Below are 8132 nucleotides of genomic sequence, written 5' to 3'. Positions count from 1 at the left end.
CACTCTCAAGCGTCTTATCAAGGATAAGAGGTTGCCGATGACGGAAACGGCTGCCTGACCGAGACAATCAGGAGTTTTCTGGAATTGGAGACGAGAGCCTGATATTGGCGGGGCGTATTGTCACCTGATCGTGGGTCTGCCTGCGGTCGCAGAGCTGGATGGTCGCCCCCTGTGTCTGATGTCCTTCCGCCGATCCGTATCGTCGCGCTTTATAATTTTACGCCGTTTGAGGATGTTTCCGCTCTGCGGGAGCCTTTACAGCAGGTGTGCGACCAGGAGGGGATCAAAGGTATCCTGTTGCTGGCTCCGGAAGGCATTAACGGCACCATTGCGGGTTCTGACGAAGGCATGGAGCGCGTGCTGGAGCATATTCGCGCTTTGCCCGGTTGCGAGGAACTGGAGATCAAGGAATCCCGGGCTCCGGAACTGCCGTTCCGGCGCATGAAGGTACGGCTCAAGAAAGAGATCGTCACCATGGGGCAGCCTAATATCGATCCTCGCAAGGATGTTGGGCAGTATCTTGATCCCGCTGAATGGAATGCGCTGATCTCCGATCCGGAGACAATCATCATTGATACGCGCAATGATTATGAAGTGGCGATTGGGACGTTTAAGGGAGCAGAAGATCCCAAGACGCGGTCATTCAGGGAGTTTCCAGAGTGGTTCCGCAACCGTCGCAAAGAGCTTGAGGCAAAGGGCAAGGTGCCGAAGATTGCCATGTTCTGCACGGGTGGTATTCGCTGTGAGAAATCCACGTCTTTTGTGAAGGGTGAAGGGCTGGATGAGGTTTATCATCTTAAGGGCGGTATTCTGAAATATCTGGAAACTGTCCCGGAAGAAGAAAGCCTTTGGGAAGGCGAATGCTTTGTGTTCGATCAGCGTGTTTCGGTGAAGCATGGTCTGGAAATCGGCAGTTACGATGTCTGTCATGCCTGCCGTCGTCCTGTCAGCGAGAAGGACAAGGCGTCTCCGCTGTTTGTGCAGGGCGTGTCCTGTCCGCATTGTCATAATGAGCGCACGGAAGAACAACGCCAGCGCTATGCTTCGCGTGAACGTCAGGAGATGCTGGCGCGTAAGCGAGGGACGGAGCATCTGGGCTCCTGAGGCCATTACGGAGAAGACAAACCGTTAGAGTTGCAAAGACGACGGATGAACGACTTGACCTGTTCACGCTTCTGCTGATTTTTCTGAATTCGTAATGAAAACGGCTGAGGCGGTGTGATGGTGAAGATGTTTCGTTGGGCTGGACTGGTTTGTGCCGGGATGATGGCGCTTCCCGCCGTAGCATTTGCACAGAAGCCCTGGCCTGTCCGGGTTGTGGTTGTGACGACCTTCGAGAAGGGTGCGGATACCGGCGATCAGCCAGGGGAGCTTCAGCTCTGGGCCGAGCGGGAACATTTGACGGAACATGTGGCGTTTCCGGGGGGCGTACATGATATTCTCACCAATCCGGAACATACCGAAATTGCGATTGTGACGGGGATGACGCTGGTGAATGCCGGGCCATCTATTATGGCGCTGGGCATGGACCCGCGGTTTGATCTGACGAAAGCGTACTGGCTGGTGACCGGTATTGCCGGGGCTGATCCACAGGTCATGTCCGTTGGGTCAGCAGCGTGGGCGCGGTATGTTGTGAATGATGTGGCGCAGTCCATCGATATGCGTGAAGTGCCGAAAGACTGGCCTTACGGCGTTTACGCGGCTGGCGCGGTGCGGCCTGGAACGCTTGAGGGGTCGGATCAGGAGCATGGGCCGAATGCTGGATATCCGATTGTCTTTCCGCTGAATGCTGGGCTTTCGCACTGGGCGTGGGAGCGCACGCAGACGGTGAAGCTTATGGATACGCCGGAGATGCGGGCTTATTCCAAGGGATGGGCCGAGTATCCAGCGGCGGTGAAAGCGCCTTCCGTTATTCAGGGAGACAGTTTTGCGTCTGATCTCTACTGGCATGGGCATTATCTGAACCAGTACGCGCGGGACTGGGTGAAGATGTTCACGAACGCTCAGGGCGTGTTCGCCATGAGTAACATGGAGGATTCCGCGATTGCATCAGCGATGGTGCGTCTGGACCGGATGAAGAAAGCAGATTTCCAGCGATTAATGGTTCTCCGCACGGCGTCCAACTACACGCTGCCGCCAAAGGGGCGGAAGGCGTATAAGACCGTGTCGGAAGAGTATTCGGGCGATGGTCTGCCAGCTTATGAAGCAGCATGGCGTGTGGGAAGTGTTGTCGTGCATGAACTGGCGGGACACTGGGCGGTCTATGAAGACCATGTTCCGGGTCATGTTCCCTGATGCAGGATACGGGCGTGCAGGGGGAGCCGGATGTGGCATTTCCGGTCAGTGGGAGGATTGCATTCCGCTATGCCTTGATCGGGCTTCTGCTCTCTGTTCCGCTGCATGTCTTGATAGACTGGGCTGGGTGGCAGCCTGAACATTCTGACGCCGATCTTAATCCAGTCGCGCTGGTTCTATCAGCCGTTTTGCTTGCGCCTGTTGTCGAGACCTTTCTGAACTTCTGGATTCCCATTTGGGTCGTAGACAAACTGTTTGGCGGCAAAGTTTTTGCGCCCGGTCTGGCGTGGATTGCGTGTGTGGTGTCGTTTGTATGGGCCCATTACGGTGGGGCTCATTTTCATCGCAGTTTTCTGACCGCGCTTTGTACGGGTGTAGTGGGTGGAACCTGCCTTTATCTCTGCTACCGGCGTGCCGAGGTGACAGAAGGGGTTAGTCCGTTCTGGACTACGGCCCTTTGTCATGGCCTCTTCAATGGGCTTGTGTTTCTGGCGGCTGGGCTCTTGATGCTGCTCGGGGTGGGGTAATCGGCTCTTTCCCGTGGGAGAGAGCCGGAAAGGCCTTACGTCAGGCGGGAGTTTTCACCTTCTTAGAACGACCGCGGGTTGGCTTCTCGGATGCTGGTTTGGTTTTGGTTTTTCGAGGTGGCAAGGTGTCGATGAGGTTCTGGGGTGTGCCAATCACGGTTGTTTCTCTCCGCTGACGGACGCCTGGTGCATTCAGAAGGGGTGCAAGGAAGCGTCCGGTGTGGCTGGCTTTGCAGGCCGCGATCTCTTCCGGTGTTCCGGCTGCAACGATATTGCCGCCACCGTCTCCACCTTCCGGTCCGATGTCAATCAGCCAGTCTGCCGTTTTGATGACTTCCAGATTGTGTTCGATGACCAGAACGGTATTGCCCTGATCGACGAGTGCGTGAAGTACTTCAAGTAGCTTGCGAACGTCTTCCGTATGCAGGCCGGTCGTTGGCTCATCGAGGATGTAGAGCGTGCGGCCGGTTGCGCGTTTGGCGAGTTCCTTGGAAAGTTTGACGCGCTGGGCTTCACCGCCTGAAAGCGTAGTTGCCTGCTGGCCGAGAGCGACGTAACCGAGGCCAACCTGTTGGAGAATGGCCAGACGATCACGGATTTTCGGGACGGCCTGGAAGAAGGGGAGCGCCTCGTCCACGGTCATGGCCAGCACATCCGCGATGGAGTTGCCGCGGAACTTTACTTCCAGTGTTTCACGGTTGTAACGCGCGCCTTTGCAGGTGTCACAGGTGACGAACACGTCCGGCAGGAAGTGCATTTCGATTTTCAGGACGCCATCGCCCTGACAGGCTTCGCAACGGCCGCCCTTCACATTGAAGGAGAAGCGGCCGGGTTTGTAACCGCGTGCTTTGGACTCTGGCAGTTCAGCGAACCAGTCCCGGATAGGGGCGAACAGGTCCGTATAGGTGGCAGGATTGGAGCGCGGTGTCCGCCCGATGGGGGACTGGTCGATCTCGATGATCTTGTCGAGATTGTCTACGCCTTCCAGACGGTCATAGGGTAACGGGGACTGACTCGACTTCATGAGCTGCCTGGACAGCGCCTTGTAGAGCGTATCAACAACCAGCGTAGATTTGCCGCCGCCTGATACGCCCGTCACGGCAATGAATGTGCCGAGTGGGAAATCGACGGTCAGGTCTTTGAGGTTGTTACCCTTGGCACCGACGAGGGTGAGCGTTTTGTCAGATGTGCGACGGTTTTCCGGGACGGGGATGAACTTTCGGCCTGATAGGTAGGCGCCTGTCAGGCTGTCCTTGTTCTTGGCCACTTCTTTTGGGGTGCCTGTGGCGATGACGTTTCCGCCGCGTGTTCCGGCACCGGGGCCCATGTCGATCAGGTAGTCGGCCGCGCGGATGGCGTCTTCGTCATGTTCGACGACGATGACTGTGTTTCCGAGGCGTTTGAGGCGTTCCAATGTGCTGAGAAGGCGCTCGTTGTCGCGTTGGTGCAGCCCGATGGAAGGTTCGTCCAGCACATACAGAACGCCGGTCAGGCCGGAACCGATCTGGGAAGCCAGACGGATGCGCTGGCTTTCACCGCCAGAAAGCGTGGCCGATCCTCGGGAAAGCGTCAGGTAGTCCAGACCCACATCATCGAGGAAGTGCAGGCGGTCCGTAATTTCACGGAGGATGCGGCGGGCGATTTCGGCCCGCTGAGGTGTCAGGGTTGCTTCGACGCCTGAGAACCAGTCGAGGGCCTTGCGGATCTGCATGTCTGAAGCTTCGGCGATGTTCAGGTCATTGACCTTCACGCAGAGTGCTTCCGGTTTCAGGCGTGCGCCATGGCAGACGTGACAGGGTTTTTCGGACTGGTAGCGCGACAGTTCTTCCCGAACCCACATGCTGTCGGTCTGGGCCATGCGACGGCGAAGGTTTTTCAGGACGCCTTCGAAAGGCTTGGTTACGGTGTGGACTTTGCTGCCATCGCGGTATGGAATGGCAATCGCTTCTCTGGAGCCGTTGAGGATCAGGTCGCGCGTTTCAGCTTTCAGGGCGCCCCATGGTGTATTCATGGTGTCGCCACAGTGACGGGCGAGCGCGGCGAGGGTCTGGTCGTACCAGTCCGTGCTGGCGCCTTTCCATGGGGCAATGGCGCCTCCGGCAAGTGTCAGGCTGTCATCCGGGACGATCAGATTGGCATCAAAATGCGTTTCTGTTCCGATACCATCGCATGTTGGGCAGGCACCCATTGGCGCGTTGAAGGAGAACAGGCGTGGCTCGATCTCTTCAATCGTAAAGCCTGAGACCGGGCAGGCGAAGCGGGACGAGAAAACGATGTGGGCTGGAGCGGCCTTGTCGTCAGCGCGTTTGACTTCCTCGGCGTAGGCGAGACCATCGGAGAGTTCGAGGGCGGTTTCAAAGCTGTCAGCCAAGCGGGATTCTAGATCGGGTTTGACGACGATCCGGTCCACCACCACTTCCACGTTGTGGCGCGTCTTGCGGTTCAGTTCCGGGGCTTCGGCGATTTCGTAAAGCTCACCGTCGATTTTGACGCGGGTGAAGCCCTTGCGGGACAGTTCTGCGAGTTCGCGTTTGCAGTCGCCTTTCCGGTCACGGACAACCGGTGCGAGAAGCATCAGGCGCATGCCCTCCGGAAGCGCCATGACCCGGTCCACCATCTGGCTGACGGTCTGGGCTTCGATGGGCAGGCCAGTAGCAGGAGAATAGGGAATACCCACGCGCGCCCAGAGCAGACGCATATAGTCGTGGATCTCCGTGATCGTGCCGACGGTCGAGCGGGGGTTTTTTGAAGTGGTTTTCTGCTCGATCGAGATGGCGGGAGAGAGCCCTTCGATGGAATCTACGTCTGGTTTGCCCATCAGTTCGAGAAACTGGCGGGCATAGGCCGAGAGGCTTTCAACGTAGCGGCGCTGGCCTTCTGCGTAGATTGTATCGAACGCGAGCGAAGATTTCCCCGAGCCAGACAGGCCCGTGATGATCGTGAGCGAGTCACGGGGGATTGTGACGTCGATATTCTTGAGGTTGTGGGCGCGTGCGCCACGGACACGGATCGAATGATTGTCTGGAAAGCTCACGAAGACCCCGGGATGTGCAGAAAAGGCAATTGTGTTCGCAACGCGCCTGAACGGTGCTAGATCACTTTATAGATGGGTTTTCACGCCCTATATGAAAAGAACAATTCGAGAAAATTGGTTGGTACGGAATGGCAGGTAGCGTCAACAAGGTGATTCTGGTCGGGAATCTGGGCAAGGACCCGGAAGTCCGGAACACGCAGTCAGGTTCGAAGATCGTCAATCTGACGATTGCGACGTCTGAAACATGGAACGACCGTCAGAGCGGTGAGCGCAAGGAGCGCACCGAATGGCATCGTGTCGTGATCTTCAATGATCGTCTGGGCGATGTGGCAGAGCGTTTTCTGCGCAAGGGCCGCAAGGTCTATCTGGAAGGCGAACTGCGGACCCGGAAGTGGACCGACCAGTCAGGCCAGGAGCGTTACACGACGGAAGTGACGATCGATCGTTTCCGCGGTGAACTGGTGCTGCTCGACAGTAACCGCAGTGGCGGCGACGAGGGTGGCTTCGACGGAGGCGGCTCGTCTTACGGCGGTGGAAACAGCAATGGTGGCGGCTTTGGTGGCGGCAACCGGGGCGGTGGCTTCGGCGGTGGTAATGATGGCGGTCGCTCAGGTGGGTCGTCTGGCGGTGGTAACCGGGGTGGTGGCTGGGATGCGCCGCCGGATAACGATCTGGATGACGAAATCCCGTTCTGAGGGATGCGTTTGGAACCGGGCTGGCAATGTCAGTCCGGTTTTTTTATGTCCGGCGCGGGCGTTCAGAGGGGCAGATGGAAGAACTGGTTGAATTCTGAAGCCTGATAGTCACCGAAGGCTTCGCCCGGTTGGAAGCCTCGGCTTTGATAGAGCGCCAGAGCCGGTTCGAAGGAAGATCCGCGTCCGGTCTCAAGGCTGAGTGTCTTCATCCCCTCAGAACGCGCTCTGTGGATAAGGTGATCCAGCAGAGTACTGGCAACGCCCTGTCTCAGAAAGTCAGGATGGGTGCGCATGGATTTGAGCTCGCCTGCCTGATCGTTCAGGCGTTTGAGTGCGCCGATTCCGGCTACGCGATCCTGTCGATGGACAGTCCAGACTTCGATTTCAGGTGCCATGAGGCCTGACAGGTCAAGGGCGAAGACGTGTCCGGCTGGGGTGTTTTCGTGCATTCCTGCGAGGTGAAGGGCCAGAAGGTCACGCGTTTGCGGGTTGGAAAAATCGGCGGGATGGAGGGTGAATGTCGGGCTCATGATGCGCTTGTCTGTTCAATCGTGGTCGGCGTCAGGATGACGAGTTTATACCCTGTGTGTTCTGCGGGGGTGAGAGTTATCTGTTCGTAGTTCAGCACTCCACGGACTGGATGCTGGAAGCTGCGTTGTCCGCCTTCTCTGGGGAGAACACGCTGGTCCTGCCAGAAATGGAGAAATTCCTGGCTTTCAGCCTGAAGGGCAGAGGTCAGGGCCTGGAACGCCGTGGTTCTGGCAAGGTGGGCTGTGTCAGCGCGGAATTCTGCGAGCAGGCGTCTGGAGCGGTCGGGCCAGTTCGTCAGGAATGTTTTCGCCTCAGGGTTCAGGAAAACATATCGGAGCTGGTTGGGCTCAGGGCTGTCCATCCAGCCTGTGAACAGCGCTTTGGCAGGATCGTTGGCACTCAGAACATTCCAGAGCGGGTCAAGCAGGTATGCGGGACTTTTGATTTGTTCCGGCAGGTTCAGCAATGCGTTTGGCGTTGCGACTGAAGGGATGATCTGGTGCGGATCACGGAGTTCAGCAAGCGTGAAAAGATAACGCCTTTCTGTGGTGGACATTTGCAGGGCTGTGGCAATGCGTGACAGGCTCGCTGGAGAACAGGTGACGTCGCGGCCCTGTTCCAGCCATGTGTACCAGGTTGTGCTGATGCCGCAGAGTTGGGCGGCTTCTTCGCGCCGTAACCCTGGTGTTCGTCTGCGGTGAGGAACGACCAGCAGTCCTGCCTGCGAAGGTGAAAGCTTTTCTCGTTGTGTGCGAAGAAACTGACCAAGGGTCTGGCGACGATCTGTTGGCATAGTATAAATTATACCATGATAAATTAGGATCTTATACCACGCTTGGAATGTTGGGAGGGTGTTTTCAGAAGGAGAACAGTCGATGACGAAGCAGGCTGGGCAGTTTGCTGCCTCACACTATGAGGCGAGAGCCTCGGCTTATGTTGAAAGTACGGTTCACAGTCAGGGCGCTGATTTGGACGTCATTATTCAGACTGTTCAGGGACGAAGACTTGAGCATGTTCTGGATCTCGGGTGCGGGGGTGGTCATGTAAGCT

Annotated in this window: 7 protein-coding genes; 4 read left to right on the top strand and 3 right to left on the bottom strand. The window is 57.2% G+C overall.

Translation table 11 applies throughout. The annotated features are described in order from the left end of the window. The first annotated feature begins 171 nt into the window (after window positions 1-171). The 3 genes from trhO (at window position 172) to GJA01_RS14690 (ending at window position 2822) form a co-directional block, all read left to right on the top strand. The gene (gene trhO / locus GJA01_RS14700) at window positions 172-1104 is read left to right on the top strand and encodes an oxygen-dependent tRNA uridine(34) hydroxylase TrhO (protein ID WP_062502488.1); all 933 of its coding nucleotides are present in this window, start codon (window positions 172-174) and stop codon (window positions 1102-1104) included. A 117-nt stretch (window positions 1105-1221) separates the two neighbouring features. Next, the gene (locus GJA01_RS14695; protein WP_010503361.1) at window positions 1222-2295 is read left to right on the top strand and encodes a purine nucleoside permease; all 1074 of its coding nucleotides are present in this window, start codon (window positions 1222-1224) and stop codon (window positions 2293-2295) included. Next, window positions 2295-2822: a hypothetical protein gene (locus tag GJA01_RS14690; RefSeq protein ID WP_062502489.1), complete on the top strand. Its 528-nt coding sequence runs from the start codon at window positions 2295-2297 to the stop codon at window positions 2820-2822. The genes GJA01_RS14695 and GJA01_RS14690 overlap by 1 nt, the downstream gene beginning before the upstream one ends. A 40-nt stretch (window positions 2823-2862) precedes the next feature. Here GJA01_RS14690 and uvrA read toward each other — a convergent pair whose 3' ends face one another. Beyond that, window positions 2863-5856 carry an excinuclease ABC subunit UvrA gene (uvrA, locus tag GJA01_RS14685; RefSeq protein WP_062502490.1) on the bottom strand — a complete coding sequence of 998 codons (2994 nt, stop codon included), beginning with the start codon at window positions 5854-5856 and terminating at the stop codon, window positions 2863-2865. Between the two features lie 128 nt (window positions 5857-5984). Between uvrA and ssb the strand changes: the two genes are divergently transcribed. Further along, window positions 5985-6551 carry a single-stranded DNA-binding protein gene (gene ssb, locus GJA01_RS14680; RefSeq protein ID WP_010503364.1) on the top strand — a complete coding sequence of 189 codons (567 nt, stop codon included), beginning with the start codon at window positions 5985-5987 and terminating at the stop codon, window positions 6549-6551. A gap of 62 nt (window positions 6552-6613) precedes the next feature. Here ssb and GJA01_RS14675 read toward each other — a convergent pair whose 3' ends face one another. Next, window positions 6614-7081, bottom strand: a complete 468-nt coding sequence (locus GJA01_RS14675; protein ID WP_062502491.1) for a GNAT family N-acetyltransferase — start codon at window positions 7079-7081, stop codon at window positions 6614-6616. After that, the gene (locus GJA01_RS14670; protein WP_062502492.1) at window positions 7078-7875 is read right to left on the bottom strand and encodes a helix-turn-helix transcriptional regulator; all 798 of its coding nucleotides are present in this window, start codon (window positions 7873-7875) and stop codon (window positions 7078-7080) included. The genes GJA01_RS14675 and GJA01_RS14670 overlap by 4 nt, the downstream gene beginning before the upstream one ends. Window positions 7876-8132 lie beyond the last annotated feature (257 nt).

It is taken from the genome of Gluconobacter japonicus (assembly GCF_002723975.1).
GTDB lineage: Bacteria > Pseudomonadota > Alphaproteobacteria > Acetobacterales > Acetobacteraceae > Gluconobacter > Gluconobacter japonicus.
This window is presented reverse-complemented; position numbering and strand designations above follow the sequence as displayed.